Genomic DNA, 22,189 nt, shown 5'->3' with positions numbered 1-22,189 from the left:
AAAAAATCCCAGGTGTCAGTTGATTCTAATCCGTTTGTCAGGCCATGGCACGAAAATCCCGGAAGAATCCTTAAGTTTGTTCATAGAAACAGAGAAAAAAACCCCCAATGGTTTCAAATTTGATAAAAGCAAAAGGACTTGCAGTGCTGTTCATCCACTTGATGCTTTTCAGCGGCTGCCAGGCAAGGCAGGCCCCGCCTGCAAAGGATGAAGCAGGAAGGATGGGATGGAGCGAATCTTGTGTGAAGGTGGAGGAAATGTCCATAAGCGTCAGTGAGGCAGATATGGCAATGATAAACGAACTGGTGTCCAGCATTTCAAAGGAGGCAGGAAAAGTCGCAGAAATTGGGGACTTGATCCTTTCCCTGGGGGAAAAGCTCCTTGGCACCCCCTATGTGGCGCATACCCTGGAGGTGAACGCTACGGAGCAGTTGGTAGTGAACCTGCAGGAGGTGGACTGCACGACTTTCGTGGAATACATCCTGGCACTTGCCCTGACCATCGAAGAGGGTAAAGCCGGTTTTGAGGACTATGCCAGCATCCTGGCCTGCCTGCGCTACCGGGAAGGCTACCCCAATGGATATGCATCCCGCCTGCACTACTTCTCGGAATGGCTGCACTTGCACGCACAGCAAGGATTGCTGGAACTGGTGAGTGAACCCATTGGCAGCAAGCCTTTCGACAGCAAAGTATCATTTATGACCGCGCATCCCGGTGCATACCCCCAAATGGCCGATCCTGCCATTTTAGAACAAATGAAGGAAGTGGAGAAGAATGTATCGGCCTTAAAAACAAATTTCATCCCGAAAGAAGACATACGGGAGGTTGAAAAGTACATTCAAAACGGTGATATCATTGCTTTTACTACCGATATTGAAGGCTTGGATGTTTCGCATACCGGATTTGCATATTTCAGGGAAGGCCGGCTGCATTTGCTGCACGCCTCTACCCGCGGCAATAGCGTTGAGGTAAGCGTGGTTCCCTTAAGCGAATATCTTGCGGAAATGCGAAGGGTCATTGGCATTTTGGTGGCCAGGGTCAAATAAACATTATTTTCTGAATTTCCTTATAAACGCCTCCACCTCGGGCACTCCTCCCTGATAGATCAGGTATCCATTGTAAGGTTCGCGGGGGGTGATGTCGTCGTTGATGGGGGTAAGCATAATGCGCTTCACTTCTTCCAGGTCGCTGGTTTGCCCCAGGGCCCACCCGAGCTTGATGTAAGCCACTTCGGGCAAGAGGTTTTCGCCGGGAACCACACCCAAGGCCATCATTTCACGGCCGGTTTCATAGACAAACATCTGCACATAGCCCCAAAGAGTCTGAACAGTCATATAGACGGCGACACCAGCCTTTCGGGCGCGATCGAGGGCGGGATACAAGGGTATGTTCACATGACCGAGCCCGGTACCTGCAATGATGATACCCTTATAACCATTTTCGATAAGTGAATCGATCATATCAGGCATCATATTGGGATAGTAATACACGATGGCGACCTTTTCCTCGAAGTAAGGCATTATGTTGACCTTGCGGTCCTTACGGCGGTGGTTGTATTCTGCCTTTATGGGTTTTACGCCCTGTCGGGTGACAGTGGCCAGGGGTGTTTCTCCCAGGGTGCGGAAGGTGCTGCGATAGGAAGAATGCATCTTACGGACACGGGTTCCGCGGTGGAGAAAAGCATAATCATCAGAAGTGGGCCCGAACATACAGACCATCACTTCGGCAATGTCTCCGTGGCCTGCGGTGTAGCAAGCGTGCATCAGGTTGAGGGCAGCATCGGAGGACGGACGGTCGGACGAGCGCTGTGAGCCCACCAACACAATGGGTATTGGCGGGTTCTGCACCATAAAGGTGAGGGCGGCCGCAGTGTGGTGAAGGGTGTCGGTGCCGTGGCCAATCACAATGCCATCGATGCCATTCTCGATCTCCTTGCCAATGGCGATGGCCAGTTTTTTATATTGCTCAGGACCCATATTCTCGCTGAAAACAGCAAAAACCTTCTCGGTAGTGAGGTTGCAGATATCAGCCAGCTCGGGAACGGCCCCATAGAGTTCTCCCGGGGAGAAAGCAGGTATCACAGCACCGGTGCGGTAGTCGAGGCGGGAGGCAATGGTACCGCCCGTACCAATAAGCTTCACTTTGGGAAGCCCTTCGGTATAAGGAAATTCCTTTTCTGGGATCTTGTAATTGGCTTTTTTATAGCCAGTTTCCTTCATGTCGAGGATAGTATCGACAGCAATGCCAACATTGTATCCGGTGGGAATCTTAAGCACGAGGTGGCGGTCGTCGTCGTTTTCGGATCGGGGCAGCACCGTACCCACAAAGTTGCCACGGCTGGTTTCAATGGTAGCCTGGCCCCAGACCCTGACGTTATATTTTTTCAGGACCTCAAGGGCCTGTCCTTTATATCCCTGGAAAAAGTCTTCGCTCATTTAAATTGGGTTTTGGGTTTGGGGTTCAAGGTTTAAGGTTTAAGGTTTAAGGCCTTTGCATTTCCTGCTTCTTACTTCTTGCTTTCTGCTTCTTGGGTTTTCTCTCCATTTCCCTAAAGTTTCTTAAGTCTCTCACTTCTCATCTCTCATTTCTCACTTCTGATCTCTTCCTTCTTCCCATTTTCCAGGGCAGCGCGCAAATCAGGGAGGGCGATGTTTCCCAAGGCATTTTTGCGAAGTTGACCCATCATCCAGTTGACGCGGGCATCTTCATCTTTTCGTCGGCCAATGGTCGCATATTTCTTTTTCAGAAAGCGCACCCCGGCCAATACCTCTTCGGGTTTCTGGGGCTTAAAGTTGATGCTAACCAGGATGGAATCGAAATCCATCTTGGGATGTTGAACTAAAACAGGCAAAATGGGCTTGATGATCTCCCGGTCGAGGCCCCTGGACTTAATTTCGCGAAGAATTTCAAGCAGTTGCTCATACCTGAAGCTTTTGGAAACCTCGAAATGTCCTTCCACAAAACGCAGGCGGTGGCCCAGCAGGGTTCCGGCAAAAACAGGGTCAACATCCAGTTCTTCCACCATCTGTTTCAGCAAGGGGAAAAAATTCTTCTTCAGTATATAAAGATACGTGTCTTCGGGCACATTCCAATCCTGCATTTGGCGGTAAGCTTCCATGGCCTCAAGGGGCAGGTCTCTCGATAGCCTTTTAATGCGTTCCTCCTCTAAAGGAATGGGCGCCGAATCGGTATCGGGATACATGCGATCAGCCCCAGGCAGTACGCGCTCGAAAATGGTAGTACCGTTTTCAAACGACTTACGGGTTTCGTTGGGAACTCCAACGAAGGCCATACGGCAGCGCTCCTCAATGGTCTCCAATGCGGTGGGGATGTCGTCTGCCGGGCCCCAGAACAGGATGATGCCATCTTCGGCTTTGGCGCCAAGCACCTTGCGGAGACGGGCAAAGACCTCTTCATTCTCCAGAGGTTTCAAGTCTTCCGAATGGGTCATATTGGGCTTTTCAATGCAGGCAATGACTTTCAGGCGTTCGCTGATCTCATCGGCAAAGACCTTTCCGGGCTGAGTGAAGTGCGACAGGATACCGCCAAAACGTGGCAGGCAAACGGCATACAACTCCAACTGCTGTTCCTTGAGGTTTTTAAGGATCTTTGACCGGAAGTCAAAATATACAGGGTCGATCCTTTGCCAGGTCATTTGCCAGACCTCAGGCTTTTTCACCTTCTCAAGCAGGCGTTCGCGAATATGTAATAAAGCCCATTGGCGGAAAGATTCGTTATGGGTCAGTTCGGGAATCCAGCGAATGTGGGCCACGCCTTTGATTTCAACGCGTGATCCTCCGCGACAACTCACGTTGACGTCCTGACGGGCAGCACCCATTCCGGTACGGACCTTGCCCGTACTGCGGTTCAGGAAGCGGATGAACTGGCAGGCTTCGGCCACCTCGTCGGGGTTGACCATATCGGGATAGGTCACCGTTTCGATGAGCGGCATCCCCAACCGGTCTGTGCGGTAAACCCTGGTGTGTCCAATATCAGAGACCTCACGGCAGGAGTCCTCTTCGAGGCTGAGCTGGATAAGGCGGACCTTTTTATTGCGCAGCTGAATCTCGCCTTCTACACCGATGATGGCTGTTCTCTGGAAGCCTGTTGGGATGCTGCCATCGAGATATTGCTTTCGGGTGATGTGGACCTCTCCTACCAGGTTCAGTTTTTTCAGTAGGCTGATTTGAATGGCGATGTCGAGGGCTTCATTGTTGAGGGGAAAGGGCGGGGTATCATCCACCTCGTAAGTGCAGGTGGTAGCATTCTTAATGCGGTAAACGATCTCCTTGCGGGTCTTGAATTCCATCAGGGCAGTACCGTCGTATTCCCCCAGCTCGCTCAGGGTTGGCCGCATATGGCGAATCACCTCGGCATCGTAATCATCGGGAGCCTGGTAAATGCCGCAGGGGCAACGGCAGAAAAGCTTGCGCTTGGTGTCGAGTTGCTGGTGGACCTCCAAACCCGACATGAAACCGATGCGGTCGTAATCTTTCTGGGTGGCTTTTTTACGGGGGACATAGCCAATGGCCTTCAGGGTTTCGCGGTAATTTCTCAAGGCATCAGATTGCTTCTTCATCAAGAAGGGATTTACAGTTTGGTTTCGGTTTTGTTGTATATGACCTTACGGGCGGCCAGGTAATCCATTACAAATTCAAAGTTATCGGGGTCCATCCCCAGAAGTTCGGGCGGGAAGACTCCCTTGCCCGCAAAGCGGCCCTGTAGAACAAGTTCGGCGCAGGCTGTTGCCGTAAAGCCCGTTGTGCGGGCCATTGAAGATAATTTTGTGCCCGGATCGTATGCATCGTAGAGGTTATAAACGATCTTTTTGTTTTGACCTTCCTCCTTACCGGAAATCTCAATGCGCATCACGGTGAATTCGGGCTCTTCGGGGCCCAGTTTCCAATCGTCGATCAGTACCTTGCTGGTGAAATCGATGGGCCTTATGGCGGTGTTGTTGATGGTGATAGGCGTTTTTTCAAAGAAACCAGCTGTTTTCAGGGCCAGGATCAACTGGATATGGCCGGGATAGCGCAGGGTTTTCTCTCGCATATTGGGGATATGCTCCATATTGGAAAGAAGCGATCGAAGCCCGTCGGTATAAAACGCTTCGAGGGTGCCTACTTTTTCGAAAAACATCAGTTCGGGTTCGCTCATCGCAGGTTTGGTGAGGAGCTGCCCTTTCTCTACATAGCGAGCGGGGCGGGTATATTCTTCAATGACGTCGATCGGCGAGAACGGGGCTTTATAATAGAAGGGATAGATCTTGATGCGCGGGAGGCCGCCCACCACGTATTCAAAATTTTCGACATCCATCAACTCATTGTGATAGCCAACGATCAGGTTGGGCACCCCGGGTGCCACCCCGCAATCGGTGATGGCAGTTACCCCCTTTTGAGCCGCCAAGGCGTTAAGTTCCATAAAGTCCTCGGGCATAAAGGAAATATCGACTATGTTTTTCCCGGCTTCAATAACGGTTCGAAGGGTATCGAACCCCATGAATCCTGGTACGGCCGAAATCACAAGGTCGCAGTCTTTAACAAGTTCAGCTACCCTTTCTTCCTCCATCAGATTAATACCCTGCGTATGGATGGGATAGTTGGAAGATAAGTACTCAAGGGATTCCTTGTCAATATCGGCTGAGGTGACCTGATGCTGAGCAGACAGATCAATGGCGATGGCCTTTCCCACCATGCCTGCCCCTAAAACAACAATATTACTCATGACTTAACGGTTTGGTAAAAAACACTTAAAATAACCTGCGGCGGCTAAGTTATTAAATTTGTGAAAATATCAGGGGCTGGAAAGGAAAAAGAAATTTCACAAGGAAGGTTCCAACTTGCCGCCTTTCCTTAATTTTGCATTTTGTGTGTCATGACCTGCCGCATTGGCCAACTTATTGAATCCATGTTATTAAACCAAGGCTCAAATCTTCATTCGAAACGCAAGAACATCATCCTGGCTGCGATGATCCTGACGGGGTTAATTTTTCTTCTCCGGCTGTTCTATATCCAGGTGCTTGATCCATCGTATAAGTTATCTGCCAACAGCAATGTCCTCAGGTATGTAACGGATTATCCTGCGCGGGGATTGATTTACGATCGCAATGGAGAATTGCTTGTTTACAATGAGGCTCATTACGACCTGATGGTAGTCCCCGGGCAGGTGAAAGAAATTGATACAACAGCTTTTTGCCAGTTGCTGGGCATTGAAAGGGTGACATTTGAGGAAAGACTGAAAAAAGCAAGCGATTATTCCCTTTTCCGGCCTTCGGTTTTTGAGAATCAAATATCGAAGAACACCTTTGCCATTTTTCAGGAGAAGTTGTTTCGTTTTCCCGGCTTCTTTGTCCAGCCGCGTACCCTGCGCAAATATACCTACCCCATTGCAGCCCATACCTTCGGGTATGTAGGCGAGGTTGGTCCCCGCGATATCGAAGCCAATCCCTATTATCAATCGGGAGACTATATTGGTATCAGTGGGATAGAACGCAGCTATGAGCAAGAACTCAGGGGACAAAAGGGGGTTAAGGTCCGCATGGTGGATGTGCTGAACCGGGATATCGGTTCGTTTCAGGAAGGCAGATTTGACACCATTGCTATTCCTGGCAAGGACCTTTACACCACCCTGGATGGACAATTGCAGCAGTATGGCGAAAAACTAATGCAAAACAAACGGGGAAGTATTGTGGCTATTGAGCCTTCCACTGGTGAGATCCTGGCACTGGTTTCAACGCCTTCCTATGATCCCAACCTGCTTGTTGGCCGGGTCCGCAACGAAAACTACCGGAAGTTGCAGGAAGACACCCTCAAGCCTTTGTTCAACCGGGCCCTTATGGCTCAGTATCCTCCCGGCTCAGCCTTTAAAATCGTGAATACACTGACAGCGCTGCAGGAAGGCGTAATCAATTACAACACCCAATATGGCTGTGGGGGTGCTTATTACAGCGGAAGGATCAGGGTGGCCTGCCACAGCCATGCAAGCCCGGTGAATGCACACCGGGGCATCCAGTTCAGCTGCAACACCTTCAGTTGCATCACCTTCAGGCAAATCCTTGATCAGCCTAGATTCAGCAATATCCAGGAAGGTTTTAATACCTGGCGGAAATATGTGACCAGCTTTGGTTTTGGGCAGCCCTTTGGAAGCGACCTTGCTCATGAACTCAGCGGGCTGATTCCTTCTTCGGAATATTACGACAAGATTTACGGGCCAAGGGGCTGGCGCTCTCTTACGGTGATTTCCCTTGCCATAGGACAGGGCGAGGTGGGCACCACCCCGGTGCAACTGGCCAACCTGGTAGCCACGATGGCCAACCGGGGTTACTATTACACGCCTCACATCGTCAGGGCAATCGCCCACCCCGACAGCCTTCAGGAACGTTTTTTGGAGAAACATAACACCCTGATCGATCAAGCCCATTTTGAAGAAATTGCAGAAGCCATGCGCGATGTCGTGAGTGCCGGAACCGGTCAGTTCTCGATGATCCCTGGCATCAGCATGGGAGGAAAAACAGGCACAGTACAAAATCCACACGGCGAGAATCACAGCGTATTTATTGCCTTTGCACCCGTGGAAGACCCCAAAATTGCCATCTCGGTGGTAGTTGAGAATGCCGGATACGGGGCTACCTGGGCTGCACCCATTGCCAGTTTGATGATTGAAAAATACCTTACCCGTCAAATTGGCCGCGCCTGGTTTGAACAGCGTATTTTAGAGGCCAGCTTTTAAAGGGACCCGCCATGAAAAAACAATATGACTTTTTTCAAAATATTGACAAGACCACCGTCTTTCTTTTTCTCCTTATGATCATAATGGGTTGGCTGAATATTTTTTCAGCCGAGCTCAATGAAGACCATCAAAGCATTTTTGATGTCAGCCAAAGTTATGGGAAGCAAATGATGTGGATCATAACCTCTATCGTAATCGGAGCCGTAATTTTGATGTTTGATGCCAAGTTCTTCCCCGCCTTTTCCTGGGTGATCTATGGAGGGATTATGGTTATCCTGGTGAGTGTTTTGTTTTTTGGCACCGAGATCAACGCCTCCAGGTCGTGGTTCAAAATAGGCAGTTTTGCCCTTCAGCCTGCAGAATTTGCAAAATTTGCCACGGCGCTTGCCCTGGCAAAATATATAGCAGGGGTGAAATCGCGTAGCCTGGACCTAAAGACCCGGCTGAAACCCCTAGCAATCATCGCCCTGCCCATGGGGCTGATATTCCTTCAGAACGATACCGGAACAGCCCTGGTGTTTGCCTCCTTCATGCTGGTATTTTATCGCGAAGGATATATTAGCGGATTGTTGCTGACCTTTGGATTGATTGCGGCATTCCTTTTTATCCTTACCCTGGTGGTGAATCAGTATATCCTGATCGGTATCCTGGCCCTTTTGACCCTCATCGGGGCGATCATTTTCAGAAAAAGAAGAAGGGAATTGCTACAGTTGCTGGGTTTATTCGCTTTGCTTTCCCTGTACATTTATTCGGTGGATTATGCTTTTGAGAATTTCCTTCAACCCCACCAGCGGCTACGTATCGAAGTATTGCTGAACGAGGAGGTTGACCTGAAAGGGGCAGGCTACAACCTGAATCAATCGAAGATTGCCATTGGTTCAGGAGGATTTTGGGGCAAAGGATATCTGAAAGGAACCCAGACCAAATTTGATTTTGTTCCGGAACAGGGTACCGACTTCATCTTCTGTACCATTGGGGAGGAATGGGGCTTTATTGGGAGTTTTGTTATCATCTTCCTCTACCTGATTTTCATAGGAAGGCTGGTCATGCTGGCTGAGCGCCAGCGTTCAACGTTCAGCAGGGTTTTTGGCTATTCCATTGCCTCTATTCTCTTTTTCCATTTCCTCATCAACATTGGTATGACCATTGGATTGATGCCGGTTATTGGCATCCCCCTGCCTTTCTTTAGCTATGGCGGGTCTTCGCTTTGGGGATTTACCATCATGATCTTCACTTTCCTGAAACTGGATTCAAAAAGGCTGGAATTGCTTTAGAAGAAATCCATCGTTTTGCCCAATAAAAACCATCCGTGTCATTCATGAAAAATCCGGAAGAGAAAAATGAGGTAAGAAATTCCTCAGCCATTTCGTGCAATCATCTCAAGCCTTTTCATATCAAGGATTTCAATGTTCTTTCCTGATAAAGAAATGACCTTATCTCTGTTGAGGGCAGAAAGGGTGTTGATGACGCTTTCCTTTGAGTAACCAACAATATTTGCAATTTCGATCCGGCTAAGGGGTATCTGAAAAGCGTGGCTTTCAAAGATGCCTGCCAATTGGAAAAGTACAGTACAAATAGCACCATCGGCATTTTTATGGCTCAGGTGTACCAGGTCGTGGACCATTTTATTGGTATCAAGCGACATTTTCTGGACAAGGGCAACGGCCAGATCACCGTTCTCACGAATCAATTGTTCAAATATTTCCCTGTCAATGAGCCGTACTTTGGAGTCCTTTATGGCTGCAGCCGAAAAGTCAAGCGTGCCCTTAATGAATGAACACATAAGTCCGATGAATGAACCCGGGGGCACAATCTTCAGAACGGTAATTTTCTGTCCATCTTCCACGCTGAGTTTAGCCATTCCCTCTTCAAGAAAAAGAATGTGACCGGCAATGAATCCTTGCTTAAGGATGGTTTCATTTTTCCGGAAGAGCACAAGTCTGGAGTGGTTAATCACCAACTCGTGTTGTTGTGGCGTCAGTAGTGAATACCAGTTTTTACTTCCTTCAGAAACCTTGGTCGGCATGATTTACAGGGATAAAAAGTGCAATAATACATTTTTTTTGATAAAGAAGTCCTTAAAATAAACAAGGAAAGCCAAGGCTTGTTTAATAGGCTGTTATTTTTTTAACAACTAATTTTGTTCAAGAAAATGTTTAATAAAATTTGTTTAACAATTAATTAATAAAACCATGTCAGATTTAACCTTCAGAATTAAAGCAGAAAGCGCCAGTGCAGCCAAAACCATTGTAAAAGCGCGCAATTTTGAGATGATTGTGGATGAGCCAGAGAATCTGGGAGGCAGCAACGCAGCGCCCAACCCTGTGGAATACGTCCTTGCAGCCTTTGCTGGATGTCTCAATGTTATGGGTCACCTGGTGGCCAAAGAAATGGGATTTGAACTCAGAAGCCTCAAAATTGACATCTCAGGGGCCCTGAACCCAGCCAAGCTTTTTGGACAAAGTTTTGACGATCGTGCAGGCTACAAGAGCATTACCGTTAAACTAACGCCCGATTGCGATGCTGACGAAGATACCTTGGAAGAATGGATCCATGCAGTTGAAAGCCGTTGCCCGGTTAGCGACAACCTGCAAAACACCACCCCTGTAAAAGTAGAGATTGGAAAAATGGCTGTAACTGCCTAATGATATAAGACTTACCCGTTTGACCAGATAACACGGCCAAAGTATTCCAAAATATAAAATTAAACGGAAAGGCTGTCTCAAAACCACGAGACAGCATTTTTTTTTATTTTGGCCAAAACACCTGCATGGTCTCTTACACCAAATCAAAAAAACCTGTGCTCCCGGGTTGCGGTTAATAAACCGGGCATTAGCAGGAATTATCCAAATTTGCAGTAGAAACAAAGATTACACGTGAATAACACGTAGTTAATACGTAGTTTAAACGTGTGTGTACGTCTGAACTACGTCTGAACTACGTGTTAACTACGTCTGAACTACGTTTAAAGTCCCTCTTAAAAATATACCAGAGATGGCCTGAAAAGATTAAATTTTCAGCGGTAAAGAGAACCCTGGCACTAGCCATTTTTCCATTTCTGCCACATGGAGTGCTTTCATTGAAGAAGTCGCTAAAATTTAACCGGGCCAATGCGATTATTCCTTAAAGTTTTTTTACTTTCGGACAGAGAAAAAACAGGCATATGAAGATAGCCCTATTTGGCCGGGAGTTTAACCCAGCTTATTTTGCCCAGGTAAACACCTTGCTAACCACCCTGGAGAAACGGGTTAGTCAGTTTTTGGTGTATGAAAATTTTTATGGGTATTTGAAAAGCGGATTTTCATTTACCCGTCCGGTTAAAACCTTCCAGCACCACCAGGAGCTGGATGCTGACACCTTTTGCATGATAAGCCTGGGGGGTGATGGAACCCTGCTGGATACGATCACCCTGCTGAAGGATTCAGGTATTCCGGTGCTTGGGATTAATACCGGGCGTCTGGGCTTCCTTTCGGCTGTATCCACCGATGAAGTGAGCATGGCTGCTGAGGCATTGCTTAGCGGCAACTTCACACTCGACCGCAGAAGCCTGTTGCAACTGGTAGCCCCGGAGGATTTGTTCGGGTCCTTTAGTTTTGCCCTGAACGAATTAACGGTCCTCAAACGCGACACTTCGACGATGATCTCCATCAGTGCCTATGTCGACGGGCAATTTCTGAATACCTACTGGGCAGATGGGCTGATTATAGCCACACCAACCGGATCGACAGGCTATTCCCTGAGTTGCGGCGGACCCATTATTTCACCTGAATCACACAATTTCATCGTTACACCCATTGCCACGCACAATCTAACGGTGAGACCTATCGTTATTCCTGATACCAGCACCGTTAAGCTACGCATCAGTGGGCGTTCGCAGGAATACCTGGTTGTGCTCGATTCCCGTACCCGGCCTTTATCAACTTCGGTTGAGCTGGTCATTAAAAAGGCGCGGTTTTCCATTAACCTGATTTGCCTGGGGCAAAAGGATTTTTTCAAGACCATCAGAAACAAACTGGCCTGGGGCCTCGATAAAAGAAATTAGCCACAGAAAAACAGCCTGCATCTGCAAAAAAACAGCCTTTTATTGAAAAAAAAGTAATTTTGTGCTTTATCTATGCCCGGATTTATGAGAAAATTCCTGATTCTCTTTTTTCTTATCCTTTTCTTCATGCCTGAAGCCGATGCTCAGCTTTGGATGCGAGAGCGGCAATTCGTGTTTTTAGGGATGGGAGCTACGGGCTTTATGGGCGACCTTGGGGGAGCGGATAAAATCGGCACCCAGGATTACCGCGACTTCAACTTCCGCGCCATCCGGCCTTCCACCAAAATGGGTTACCGTTATTTCCTGACTTACGACCTGGCCGTGACAGGCAACCTGGCCTTTGGTTATGTGTCGGGCGATGACAGCCACACCCAGGAAGCCTTCCGGAACAACCGGAATATCTCTTTTCGCAGTCCCGTCTTTGAGGCCTCGGTTCAGGGCGAATGGTTCTTTTATACGGATGGTAAGATCGGGGCGCAATACCGGGATCAAACCCGAACCATTGGATGGATCGGTTACCGGCTCAGGGGATACATCTTTGGAGGAATCGGAAGTTTTTACTTTAACCCCCAAGGGTATTTTGACCGGGAACATTACCAGACGCTTCGGCATGCCACCATTGACAATATGGATGAGCTTCCCGAGGATGGGTGGTATAATCTTCGCCCCCTCAGCACCGAAGGCCAAGGTTTTGAAGAATTTCCCACTCGAAGGAAATATGTCCCGGTGAGCGTGGCGATTCCTTTCGGCATTGGGGCAGTCCTGTCGCTGAGCCGCGAATGGAGTGTTGGAATAGAATATGGTTTTCGCAAAATCTTTACCGATTACCTGGATGATGCAAGCACCACCTACGTGGATCCTGCTGTTTACCAGGCTAACTGGACCGATCCTTCTAAGATTGCCCTTGGAGAATTTTTTTCCAATCCGACCAACTATAGCATTGAAAACCAATATCCCGGTTACGATTCCACCCTTCCGGGTTATCAAAGGGCCAACCCTTTTAACGATGATTCCTATATGTTTTTATTCCTGACAGTTCAATACAAAATTATCAGCGGGCCAACCAGCCGCCGCTGGTCTCCACTAATCCGTTAGCAGTAATTACGACCGGCAAAATATTTAATTAATGAATACGTTATGAATGGAGGCCGGGCTTTTATGAACCGCTCGAAGACCCGCAGGAGTAATTCGAAATAATAAAAATTGAATGACACAAATAATAGTGCCAGGTTGCTGTAAGAAAAAATCCTATACGGGTTTTCTTTTGCTGTTTCTGATATTTTTTCTGCACACCCCTTCACTGATGGGCCAAAAGAATGAACTGGGCCTGCTGTTTGGAGGGTCTTATTACCTGGGTGATCTGAATCCCGGCCGGCAGTTTGCCATGACCCGCATTGGCCTTGGAGGGATGTACCGCTATAACTTCGGGCCCCATATTTCAGCCAGGGTGAATGGCATTTTTGCCAGTGTAGAAGGCAACGACGCTTTGATCAAATACAACGAGGATCGAAACCTGCGCTTTGTTTCAAACGTTACCGAGCTCTCAGGGCAATTTGAGGTGAATTTTCTTCCCTATGAACCCGGGAACCTCGAAACACCTTATTCACCATTCCTGTTTTTTGGGGGCGGGATTTTCTGGTTCAATCCAAGGGCACAATACCCTGCCGACCCTAATGATCCGAACAGCGATTGGCAGTGGATCTCATTAAGAATCCTGGGAACTGAAGGCCAGGGCAATGAAGGATACCCTGACAAATACAAGCCCTTTTCCCATCAATTTATGTTTGGAGTCGGGTTTAAGTTCAACATCAGCCGCAACATTACCGGGGGCATTGAATGGGGAATGCGACGCACAGGGACCGACTACCTGGACGATGTAAGTACCCAATACCCAGACATTAGTGTTTTTGATGATTCAGATAATCGCCCCCAGGCCATTTATTTTCACGACCGTTCCCTTTCTCACAATGGTCAAAATGCAGGACTGCAGCGCGGAGACCCGTCTGTAAACGACTGGTATTCCTTTGCAGGATTCGTTATTGCCTTTAAAATCAAAGACTCCTCCCGTGCCAAATGCTCCGCTTACAATTAAAAATTCTTAAACTTTGGGGCATCGCTTTTATTTCTCGAAACATTTTAAGAAATTTGTGCCACTTTTTGGGGGTATAATTTATTGATTGGAATGGATTTAAAGGATCAGATAAATCTTGAAAATATACCGCGTCATGTGGCCATTATCATGGATGGAAACGGTCGTTGGGCTCGTCACCGGGGCAAGGACCGCAATTTCGGGCATGAGCATGGGGTGGAGGCCGTTCGCGACACGGTTAAGGCTGCAGCCGAGCTGGGGGTTGAATATCTGACCTTTTTTGCCTTTTCTACCGAGAATTGGGAGCGGCCTCAATATGAAGTTGACACCCTGATGGAGCTTTTAGTGAAGGCTATCCATAACGAAACGCCAGAACTGAACGAAAATGGCGTACGTTTGCAAACCATTGGAGACCTGGATGCACTTCCAAAACAATGTCGCCAGGAATTAAAAGAGGCCATTGCGCTTACCGCTCACAACACCAAGCTAACGGTTGTCGTAGCCCTGAGTTATAGCTCACGCTGGGAGATCCTGAAAGCAACAAAAAAAATTGCAGCAAAAATCTGTTCAGGCGAACTGAAACCGGACGAAATTGACAACCTGATTTTTGAAAACCACCTGGAGACCGCAGGCATTCCTGATCCCGACCTGTTAATACGCACCAGCGGTGAATTGCGTGTCAGCAATTTTTTACTGTGGCAAATCGCTTATGCTGAATTGTACTTCCCCTGTGTCCTTTGGCCTGACTTCAGAAAAAAACATTTTTTCGAAGCTGTTATTGAATATCAGAAAAGGGAAAGACGCTTCGGCAGGATTCCACAACCCCAGTTTTAAACCAATACCCGTTACGTTTCTTGCCCTCCTTTAAATGAATATTGCCAAAAAAAACTCTATAATGCACCTCAACCGGTTTTCCAACCCCCTGTTTTCTCCTTTTCGTTTGTTTTCCGGCTTTCCGGTCAAGATGCTTGTGTCTTTAATCCTGGCTTTTTGGTTGACCTTCCCTTTGATGGGTCAAGATGTACTGACGGGCGACCAGATACGTATCGATCCCACGAACCCTTTGGAATATCGGATCGGAGGCATCAGTGTTACCGGAACAGAGTTCATTGATGATAACGTGGTGATTATGGTCTCCCAATTGTATGTCGGGCAAACCGTCCTGGTTCCGGGAGAACAGATTTCGAGGGCCATTCTGAACCTATGGAAGCAAGGCCTCTTTCAGCATGTGGCGATCTCCGTGACCAGTATCCAGGGGGAGTCGATCTTCCTGGACATAGAATTACAGGAGCGGCCCCGGCTTACCCGGTTTGAGTTTAAGGGGGTAAAAAAGGCCGATGCCGACAAACTGGAGGAGAACCTGAACCTAGTCAGGGGTGACGTGGTGACCGAAAGCCTCCTTTTCAGGGCGGAAAGTGCCATAGAAGAATATTTTGTAGAAAAGGGATTCCTTAAGCCCAGCATAGAAATCCAAGAAATCCCCGACACTGCGCGGGTAAACAGCATTGCCCTGGAGTTTAACATCGACCGGGGGCAGCGCACCCGCATTGCCAATGTAAATGTGTATGGCAATGAGATTCTGTCGGACGGAAAGATCAAGCGATTGATGAAAAAAACCAGGGAAAAGAGTTTAAGGTTCATCTTTAACTCATCCAAACTGATTCAGGAGCAATTTGTTGAAGACAAGCAAAACATCATCGACCGTTACAATGAACTTGGGAAACGCGATGCCAGGATCCTTAATGATTCGATCTATTTTGTAGAAGAGAATCGAATTAATATTGACCTGTACATTGACGAAGGGCCCACCTATTATTACCGCGATATTTCCTGGGTAGGCAACACGGTTTATCCCACAGAATTCCTCAATGAAGTGCTGGGCATCAAAGCGGGGGACCTCTACAACCAGAAACTGCTGGAAAAAAACCTCTTCATGAACATGGAAGGGGTGGATGTCAGTTCCCTTTATTTGGATGCGGGTTATTTGTTCTTCGACATCAAGCCCGTGGAGACTGCCGTCGAAAACGACTCCATTGACCTGGAGATGCGCATTTTTGAGGGGAAACAGGCCACCATCAACCGGGTTACCGTCAGCGGAAACGATCGCACCAACGACCACGTAATCATGCGTGAGATCCGAACCCGCCCCGGGCAGCTTTTCAGCCGCAACGACATTATTCGCAGCCAGCGCCAGATCATTCAGCTGGGATACTTTGATCAGGAAAAGATTAATGTGATCCCCAAGCCCAACCCTGTGGATGGCACCGTTGACATTGAATACGTGGTTGAAGAAACCTCCTCTGACCAGGTGGAACTTTCCGGAGGCTGGGGAGCCAACCGAATCATAGGAACCGTTGGTCTTACCTTCAACAATTTCAGTACCCGAAACTTCTTCAAGAAAGAGGCCTGGAGGCCTTTGCCCACCGGCGACGGGCAAAGCCTTTCGCTCCGCGCACAGACTTACGGGCGGGGATACATATCTTACAGCATGTCGTTTGTAGAACCCTGGTTAGGTGGGAAAAAACCCAATACGCTTAGCCTAAGCGTTTATCAGACCACGCACCGTACCAATTTTGCCAAGAGCCACCCCAACTATGGCTATTATTCCATTATTGGTGCCAGTGTTGGTTTTGCCAAACGGTTAACCGTTCCTGACGACTATTTCTTCCTTCAGCAGTTTGTGACCTATCAGAACTATGATATTCTCAACAGCCCCATACCCTTCATCATCAATACCGGGCAGTCGAACAACCTGAGCTATAACGTGGTGCTGGGAAGAAACTCAGTAGACGCACCCCTCTACCCGCGTGAAGGATCTGAGATTTCGCTCTCCCTCCAGTTGACACCTCCTTATTCAAGCCTCACCGGAAAAAACTTTGCCGGACTTGCTGATGAAGACCGCTACAAATGGCTGGAATACCACAAATGGAAATTTAATACCAGCTGGTATACACGTTTGGCAGGAGATTTGGTGTTAAGTACCCGGACCAGGTTCGGTTTTCTGGGCTTCTATAACCCCGACATTGGATTCCCGCCCTTCGAAAGATTTTATCTCGGAGGCGATGGAATCTCTGGCTGGGAAATAGATGGCCGGGAGATCATCGCTCTGAGAGGTTATGCCAACTATTCGCTGACGCCAACCGACAGAACGGGACAGGAAATCGGGGCCACCGTATTCAACAAATATACCGTTGAACTGCGCTACCCCATTGTGCTCAGCCCCATGTCGACCATTTATGCGCTGGCTTTTGTGGAAGGCGGGAATGCCTGGAAAAACTTCAGGGAATACAACCCGTTTAACATCAAGCGCTCAGCAGGGGTCGGTCTGAGGATTTTCCTCCCCATGTTCGGATTGCTCGGGATCGACTACGGTTATGGTTTTGATACCATTCCCGGCAGACCCGGCGACAGCGGCGGAAGGTTCCACTTCTCTATCGGCCAGTCCATAGATTAATGCTTAATTTTAACCAATCCAGGAGGACTAAAAATGAAAAAAACTGCCCTATTTACCATCATGATTCTTTTGGCCGGAATGAGTTTTGGCCAGCGTTTTGCCTACATCGACTCCGACTACATCATGGAGAATATTCCCGAATATAAGGCTGCCGAGCAGGAGCTGGAACAAATCAGCGTAAGCTGGCAAACCGAAATTGAACAGAAATTCAGTGAAGTCGACCGCCTGTATCGTGAATACCAGGCAGAGGCCCCTTTGCTGCCCGAAGATATGCGCCGTCAGCGCGAAGAATCCATTATTGAACAGGAACGCATTGCCAAGGAACTGCAAATGCAACGTTTTGGACGGGAAGGCGACCTTTTCAAAAAGCGCCAGGAACTGATAAAGCCCATTCAGGACAAAATCTATGAAGCCATTGAGGAAATTGCTACCCGTGGAAATTATGCCGTAATCTTCGACAAGTCGGGCGGTATGACCATGATCTTTACGGATGTGCGCTACGACCTCAGTGATGAGGTGCTGCAACGTTTGGGTTACCGGAACTAGGTTTAACCTTTTGGATAAAACATGAAAACCGGCTTCTGGCCGGTTTTTTATTTACCCAGAAGCCGCTTGATTTCATTGAGTTTCATCAGGGCTTCCACTGGCGTAAGCGTGTTGATGTCGGTATTCAGGATATCTTCTTTGATCTGTTCGAGCAGGGGATCATCCAGCTGGAAAAAGCTCAGCTGGTAATTGTCTTTGTCTTTTTTACCTGGTTTTCCCTTACCTGATCCAGCCTTCCCTGCCAGTTCTTCATGGCTATGGGTCTTCTCCAGTTGCGACATGACCTGATTGGCCCTGTCAATCACCACGGCGGGCATCCCTGCCATCCGTGCCACATGGATTCCAAAGCTGTGCTCGCTGCCACCGGGAACAAGCTTCCGCAGGAAGATCACCTGGTTATGCATCTCTTTGATGGAAACATTGAAGTTTCTGATCCTGGGGAAGGCCGTCGCCATCTCGTTCAACTCGTGATAATGAGTGGCAAACAGGGTTTTTGCCCTGAACATGGGGTGTTCGTGCAGGAACTCGGCAATGGCCCAGGCAATGCTGATGCCATCATAAGTGCTGGTTCCCCTGCCAATTTCATCGAGCAGGATCAGGCTGCGGTTTGAGATGTTGTTCAGGATGCTGGCCGTCTCGTTCATCTCAACCATAAAGGTGGACTCGCCCGACGAAATATTGTCAGAGGCACCCACGCGTGTAAAGATCTTATCAATATAACCTATCGAGGCTTTTTCTGCGGGCACAAAGCATCCCATCTGGGCCATCAGTACAATCAGGGCAGTTTGCCTCAGCAGGGCCGATTTCCCCGACATATTGGGGCCGGTGATCATCAGGATCTGCTGGTGCTCATTATCGAGCAACACGTCGTTTGCCACATATTCCTCTCCGGGGGGCAACTGCTGTTCGATGACCGGGTGGCGCCCGCCCTTGATATCGAGCACAAACGAGTCGTTGATCTCGGGCCGGAAATAATTGTATTGCCGGGCTACGGTAGCAAAGCAAAGCAGCACATCAATGCGGCCCACCACACTGGCATTGACCTGTATGGGTTCAATATATTCCTGCAGAGCCGTTACCAGGGCGTTGAACAATTCTTCTTCCTTCTGAAGGATCCTCTCCTCGGCCGAAAGGATCTTCGTTTCATATTCCTTGAGCTCAGCGGTGATGTATCGCTCATTGTTCACCAAAGTTTGCTTGCGCTCCCAGTCATCCGGCACTTTATCCTTATGGGTGTTTGTCACCTCAAGATAATAGCCGAAAACATTGTTGTACGAAATCTTAATGTTGGGGATTCCCGTGCGTTCTATTTCACGCTGCCTCAGCCTGGCCAGGTAATCTTTTCCCGAGAAGGCCATGCCGCGCAGCTCATCCAGCTCATCAGAGACCCCATCGGCAATGACATTGCCTTTGGTGATGGAGGCAGAAGGTTCACTTTTAATTTCTTTGGCAATGCGTTCGCGAATCAGGTTGCAGGGATTGATCTGGTCGCCAGCCTTTTGAAGGGGAAGGCAACCGCTGTCAAGGCACAGCCGCCGCATAGGTTCAAGGGCTTCCAGGGCTTTCTGTATCTGCAGGACCTCGCGTGGATTCACTTTCCCCACAGCCACCTTCGAAATAAGGCGCTCCAGATCGCCTATCTGACGGATATACCCGCCCAGTTTGCCGGCCAACTCCTGATTTTTCAACAAAAACTCCACCACATCATGGCGCTCATTGATCAGCTGCCTGTCCTTAAGAGGTAGCACGATCCAGCGTTTCAGCAAACGGCTCCCCATGGGCGAAATCGTATGGTCGAGCACCTGGATCAGCGTGGTGGCATTTTCATTGGCCGAATAAAGGATCTCAAGGTTACGGATGGTAAACTTGTCGAGCCAGACAAACTGGTGCTCATCAATACGCGAGATCCGGTTAATATGGGCGATCTGCTCATGGCGGGTCTCTGAAAGATAATGCATGACAGCCCCGGCAGCAATGATGCCGCTATGAAGGTTCTCAATGCCAAAGCCCTTGAACGAGACCGTACCGAAGTGCTTCAAAAGCAAATCATCGGCAAATTCACGGGTAAAAACCCAGTCTTCAAAGGTCGTGGTGTAATACTTGCCCGGAAAAATAGCCTGGAAATTACGCAATTCGTTTTTCTGCACCACCACTTCACTGGGGCGAAAGCTTTGCAACAGCTTATCGATGTATTCGGGTTTACCCTGGTCGGTAAGGAACTCACCTGTTGAAACATCCAGGAAGGCGGCGCCAACGATCCCCTCAGAAAAATGCAGGGCTGCCAGGAAATTATTCTCTTTATGATCGAGAACCTTGTCGCTGAAGGCAATACCAGGTGTGACCAGTTCGGTTACCCCCCGCTTGACAATTTTTTTGGTTAGTTTGGGGTCTTCCAGCTGTTCGCAGATGGCCACCCGCTGCCCGGCCTTTACCAGCTTGGGGAGATAAGTGTCGAGGGCGTGATAGGGAAATCCGGCCAGCTCCACATAGGAGGCAGCCCCGTTAGCCCTGCGGGTCAGCACAATGCCAAGGATCTCCGAAGTAGTGATGGCATCATCGCCAAAGGTCTCATAAAAGTCGCCCACCCTGAACAACAACAGGGCATCGGGATGCTTGGCCTTGATGGCATAATACTGCTTCATCAGGGGCGTCTCTACATATTTGGCGGCCGACTTCGACAAGGGTTTTGATTTTGGTATGACAAAAATAAAGAAAAACAAGCAAGGCTGCTTGGATTGAATTACAAAAGAAACAAATAAACGGCTTGCCAGGGTATGCCGCTTTATGCAAATATTTCGTTGCTCAATCTGCGGATTTTACGGCTTAATTTATTAAAAACACTTAGGGGTTTTTCAAAAATTTACTTTCCTTTCAAAAAAGCCGTTTTTTCTGAAACCCGCTGTCTGACTGATCACCCACAGATATCACCCCGTATATTTCACCTGGTTTTTCTTAGGGGAAATTCCGAGAAACACTTAAGGGCATTCGTAAATGCCGCCATACTTTTATAGTGAAAATCCTTAGGGAAGGCGCAGGCCTCCCAGCTTGGGTTTTCTATTTAACGAAAATGATTTGTCCGATAAGTAATAATAACCTTAAAAAATATCTGCAATGAAACCGAAATTTTACCATCTGTTTTTACTGATCTCCATATTTGCCGTGGCCGGACTTACGGGCTGCGAGAAAGACTTACCCGAGCCTTTCCTGCCTGAAGAAACCGAACAAATTGCCACGTATACGACAGAGGCAAATTCTGAGGTAACGGATTGCGTACCCGAAAGCTATACCCTCTGGGCTGGCCAGCATATTGTTGCAGGCTCGCTGGAAATCAGCAGTGATGTGGATTACATTTATGTAACCTTTAACACCACCGGTGGCTGGATGCTTCAGCTAACGCATCTCCACATTGCAGGAAGCGTGGAAGATATCCCCGGCAACAATCATCCCGTACCAGGGCAGTTCGATTACCAGACCGTGCATAACCCAATGGTAGATTCTTACACCTATGCCATTCCCAACACCTGGGGCGAAGGACAGGATCTGATCATTGCCGCCCACGCCGAGGTCGTCCTGATTGGTGAAAACAACAATATCGTCCAGGGCGAAACAGCCTTTGGCGGCGACACCGAAGGCCCGGGAAACCGCTGGTGGTTCTATGCCGAATACCACGTTGAATACTGTGACGAAACTGACGGAACCATTGATGGCGAAGGCAGTGGTGATGGTGATGATGGTGGTGATGGTGATGATGGTGATGATGGTGATGATGGTGATGATGGTGGTGATGGTGATGATGGTGATGGCGGTGACGAAGGTGACGGCGGTGATGAAGGTGATGGCGGTGATGAAGGTGACGGCGGTGACGAAGGTGACGGCGGTGACGGCGGTGATGAAGGTGATGGCGGCGATGAAGGTGATGGCATTATCCCTCCCCCAACCACCAATTACGGCTGGGTGACCGACACCCTCGGAAACACTGAAAACCCCATGGGAGGTGCTCCTTCAGTTGTCATTGACGGGATAACGGTACTGGCTGTTCAGGAACTTTGTACTTATGATGGGCATCCTGATCCGCAACCAAATGGATACGGCAAAGCCATTGTGAATGAAGATGGCGTTAAGATTGGGAATCTTACCATTTACAATCCTGAAGAGCCTGTGGATGGCTATAATAAGTCTGGAATAACGCTTTCAAGAAGCAGTGACCAGCCCCACAACAACGCTCCATCCAGCTGGTTCCTGAGAATCACCCTCCTGGATGGATACACCCTTTCCGACACGGGCTTCCTGTTATTCGCAATGGGAGATGGATTTTATGCAGCTGTTGATG

Annotated in this window: 16 protein-coding genes; 11 read left to right on the top strand and 5 right to left on the bottom strand. The window is 48.5% G+C overall.

What is annotated here, in order from left to right; genetic code table 11:
* Positions 1–107 precede the first annotated feature (107 nt).
* Positions 108–1,046: an N-acetylmuramoyl-L-alanine amidase-like domain-containing protein gene (locus tag V2I46_05680; protein MEE4176982.1), complete on the top strand. Its 939-nt coding sequence runs from the start codon at positions 108–110 to the stop codon at positions 1,044–1,046.
* Between the two features lie 3 nt (positions 1,047–1,049).
* Here V2I46_05680 and gatD read toward each other — a convergent pair whose 3' ends face one another.
* From gatD to V2I46_05665, 3 genes are all read right to left on the bottom strand, one after another.
* On the bottom strand, positions 1,050–2,435 hold the full coding sequence (gene gatD, locus V2I46_05675) for a Glu-tRNA(Gln) amidotransferase subunit GatD (protein ID MEE4176981.1): 1,386 nt from the start codon (positions 2,433–2,435) through the stop codon (positions 1,050–1,052).
* A gap of 146 nt (positions 2,436–2,581) precedes the next feature.
* A complete protein-coding gene (gatE, locus tag V2I46_05670) occupies positions 2,582–4,579 on the bottom strand; it encodes a Glu-tRNA(Gln) amidotransferase subunit GatE (GenBank protein MEE4176980.1) in 1,998 nt (665 codons plus the stop codon).
* Between the two features lie 11 nt (positions 4,580–4,590).
* On the bottom strand, positions 4,591–5,724 hold the full coding sequence (locus tag V2I46_05665) for a saccharopine dehydrogenase C-terminal domain-containing protein (GenBank protein MEE4176979.1): 1,134 nt from the start codon (positions 5,722–5,724) through the stop codon (positions 4,591–4,593).
* A 183-nt stretch (positions 5,725–5,907) separates the two neighbouring features.
* Here V2I46_05665 and mrdA point away from each other — a divergent pair, with 183 nt between their 5' ends.
* Together mrdA and rodA are read left to right on the top strand one after the other, a co-directional pair.
* On the top strand, positions 5,908–7,728 hold the full coding sequence (mrdA, locus tag V2I46_05660) for a penicillin-binding protein 2 (GenBank protein MEE4176978.1): 1,821 nt from the start codon (positions 5,908–5,910) through the stop codon (positions 7,726–7,728).
* A gap of 11 nt (positions 7,729–7,739) precedes the next feature.
* Positions 7,740–9,002, top strand: coding sequence for a rod shape-determining protein RodA (gene rodA / locus V2I46_05655; GenBank protein ID MEE4176977.1), 1,263 nt, complete (start codon positions 7,740–7,742; stop codon positions 9,000–9,002).
* A gap of 83 nt (positions 9,003–9,085) precedes the next feature.
* On the opposite strand, the gene V2I46_05650 is transcribed toward rodA, so the two are convergent.
* Positions 9,086–9,754, bottom strand: coding sequence for a Crp/Fnr family transcriptional regulator (locus tag V2I46_05650; GenBank protein ID MEE4176976.1), 669 nt, complete (start codon positions 9,752–9,754; stop codon positions 9,086–9,088).
* 166 nt (positions 9,755–9,920) lie between these two features.
* Here V2I46_05650 and V2I46_05645 point away from each other — a divergent pair, with 166 nt between their 5' ends.
* The 7 genes from V2I46_05645 (at position 9,921) to V2I46_05615 (ending at position 17,859) form a co-directional block, all read left to right on the top strand.
* The gene (locus tag V2I46_05645; protein MEE4176975.1) at positions 9,921–10,373 is read left to right on the top strand and encodes an OsmC family protein; all 453 of its coding nucleotides are present in this window, start codon (positions 9,921–9,923) and stop codon (positions 10,371–10,373) included.
* A gap of 518 nt (positions 10,374–10,891) precedes the next feature.
* Positions 10,892–11,770, top strand: a complete 879-nt coding sequence (locus V2I46_05640) for an NAD kinase (protein ID MEE4176974.1) — start codon at positions 10,892–10,894, stop codon at positions 11,768–11,770.
* A gap of 84 nt (positions 11,771–11,854) precedes the next feature.
* Positions 11,855–12,865: a hypothetical protein gene (locus tag V2I46_05635; protein MEE4176973.1), complete on the top strand. Its 1,011-nt coding sequence runs from the start codon at positions 11,855–11,857 to the stop codon at positions 12,863–12,865.
* A gap of 112 nt (positions 12,866–12,977) precedes the next feature.
* Positions 12,978–13,862 (top strand): DUF6089 family protein, encoded by an 885-nt coding sequence (locus V2I46_05630; protein MEE4176972.1) that lies wholly within the window; start codon positions 12,978–12,980, stop codon positions 13,860–13,862.
* Between the two features lie 90 nt (positions 13,863–13,952).
* Positions 13,953–14,693 (top strand): isoprenyl transferase, encoded by a 741-nt coding sequence (locus tag V2I46_05625; GenBank protein MEE4176971.1) that lies wholly within the window; start codon positions 13,953–13,955, stop codon positions 14,691–14,693.
* Positions 14,694–14,868: 175 nt separating this feature from the next.
* Entirely contained in the window at positions 14,869–17,313 is a 2,445-nt protein-coding gene (gene bamA, locus V2I46_05620; GenBank protein ID MEE4176970.1) for an outer membrane protein assembly factor BamA, read from the top strand.
* A gap of 33 nt (positions 17,314–17,346) precedes the next feature.
* Positions 17,347–17,859 (top strand): OmpH family outer membrane protein, encoded by a 513-nt coding sequence (locus V2I46_05615; protein MEE4176969.1) that lies wholly within the window; start codon positions 17,347–17,349, stop codon positions 17,857–17,859.
* Between the two features lie 47 nt (positions 17,860–17,906).
* Here the strand turns inward: V2I46_05615 and mutS are convergent, their stop codons facing one another.
* Positions 17,907–20,501, bottom strand: a complete 2,595-nt coding sequence (mutS, locus tag V2I46_05610) for a DNA mismatch repair protein MutS (protein ID MEE4176968.1) — start codon at positions 20,499–20,501, stop codon at positions 17,907–17,909.
* 469 nt (positions 20,502–20,970) lie between these two features.
* On the opposite strand from mutS, the gene V2I46_05605 reads away from it, so the two are divergent.
* Positions 20,971–22,189 (top strand): hypothetical protein (locus V2I46_05605; GenBank protein MEE4176967.1); only part of this gene is annotated, 1,219 nt, incomplete at its 3' end.

Source organism: Bacteroides sp. (assembly GCA_036351255.1).
Lineage (GTDB): Bacteria > Bacteroidota > Bacteroidia > Bacteroidales > UBA7960 > UBA7960.
Note: the sequence above shows the minus strand (reverse complement) of the source record. Positions and strands in the feature narration are given on the sequence as shown.